The following is a 1,963-nucleotide window of genomic DNA, read 5'->3' on the forward strand; positions in this document are numbered from 1 at the left end:
CGGCGAGGCCGACACCACCATCCTCTTCTTCTCCGGCCACGGCTTCAACGACGGGCAGGTCTACCTTATCCCCATGTACAACAGCCGCCTCAGCGACCTCGAGAGCGACTCGCTGCGCCAGTCGGACGTGGAGGACTTCGTGAGCAAGACCCGCGGCCGGGTGATGGTCTTCATCGACACCTGCTACTCGGGGGCGGTGGTGGGCGGGCGCAGCAACAACCCCGACCCCGACCGCTTCGTGCAGAGCCTGGCGGCGGGCTCGGGCGACCGGCTGGTGATGGCGGCCTCGCGGGGCGGGCAGCCGGCGCTCGAGAAGCCCGACTGGGGCAACGGGGCCTTCACCAAGGCGCTGCTGGAGGCGCTGGAGGGCGGCGCCGCCGACGGCAGCGGGATGGTGACCTCGAGCCAGCTCTTCGCCTACGTCAGCCGCCGGGTGCGCGAGCTGACCCAGAACCAGCAGATCCCCCAGCAGCGCTTCGTGGGGGAGGACTTCCCGGTGGCCCGGGTGCGATAATGGCAGCGAACGTGTAACGCCGGATTAACCCTGGGCGGCCCACAATGGGCTGCACGAGCGCATTACAGGAGGCGGGGCGTATGAGGCGATGGGCATTGGCGGTGTTGGCGCTGGCGTTGGGGAGTGCGGCCCTGGCCGAGGACCGGGCCCTGATCATCGGCATCCGCGAGTACGAGAAGCCCCTCCCCGGCCCCGACCGCGACCTCGAGCTCATGCGCCAGGTGGCCCTCAAGCTCGGCTTCCGGCCCGCGCAGGTCCGGCTGCTCAAGGACCGCGAGGCCACCCGCGAGGGCATCCTCAAGGCCGCCGACGAGTGGCTGGTTAAAGGCACCGAGGCCGGCGACCGCGCCATCTTCTACTTCAGCGGCCACGGCACCCAACTGCGCGACCTCAACGGCGACGAGGACGACGGCTGCGACGAGGCCATCGTGGGGCAGGACGGGCGGGTGGTCAGCGACGACGAGGTGGACGGGCTGCTGCAGAAGGTGGCGGCCGGCGAGATCTGGGTGATCCTGGATAGCTGCTTCAGCGGCACCGCCACCAAGTCGGCCCTGTTCGGGGAGCTCGAGGGCAAGCTGTGGCCCAAGCCCGCCCAGCAGCCCGCCTGCGCCAAGCCGGTTAACGTCCGCTCCATCGGGGTCGAGCAGGACAAGGCCGGGCCGCGCATCATCAGCTTCAGCGCCGCCGCGCAGAACGAGGTGGCGCTGGGGGCGCTGGCGGTGGGGCAGGGCAGCGCCTTCACCCAGGCGCTCTACACCCTGGTGATGCAGCAGGGCGCCAGCCTCTCCTTCCTGCAACTGCGCGACCGCAGCGCCGACGCCATCCGCCTGGCGGTGAGCCGCCTGCCGCGCTACCTCCCCCACACCCCCCAGCTCGACGGCCCCCCGGCCTGGCTGGCTAAGGACATCTACGCCTTCGGCAAGCTGGACCAGCCCGCCACCCCGGCCCAGCCCTACACCGGCGCGGTCGAGCAGGCCGCCACCCCCGCCGAACTCCTCGACCGCATCCTGCGCAACAGCCAGTTCCGCGTGGAGATCGCGGCCAACAAGCCCAGCCGCACCTACAAGCTGGGGGAGGAGGTGAGCTTCCGGCTGGTGAGCTCCAAGCCGGGCTACCTCAACCTCATCGACCTCGGCGCCGACGGCAAGCTCACGGTGATCTTCCCCAACGAGTTCAACGCCGACAACCGCGTCGAGGAGAACGAGCTCGTCGAGGTGCCGGGGCGCAAGGTGGGCAGCTTCAACTTCCGCGCCGTCGAGCCGGCGGGCACGAGCCGCGTCCTCGCCGTCGTCACCACCGCCCCGCTCAACCTCTACCGCTCCGGGCCGGGCAGCCTCAGCGGCCAGTTCAAGACCCTCGACTTCACCGGCCGCCAGCTCCCCGACCTCGCCGCCACCATGAGCCGCAACATCGGCGTGGCGGCGAGGTCGGGGAGCTGGCGGCCGGTGA

The 1,963-nt window shown here is 70.7% G+C and carries 2 protein-coding genes; both read left to right on the top strand.

Annotation, left to right across the window (positions count from 1 at the left end):
- The coding region (locus Mterra_RS20870) for a caspase family protein (protein ID WP_176582568.1) at nt 1–514 on the top strand (514 nt) is incomplete at its 5' end.
- Between the two features lie 80 nt (nt 515–594).
- The coding region (locus tag Mterra_RS20875; protein WP_170159776.1) for a caspase family protein at nt 595–1,963 on the top strand (1,369 nt) is incomplete at its 3' end.

The sequence above is a fragment of the Calidithermus terrae genome, assembly GCF_003574345.1.
In the GTDB taxonomy this organism is placed as follows: Bacteria; Deinococcota; Deinococci; order Deinococcales; family Thermaceae; genus Calidithermus; species Calidithermus chliarophilus.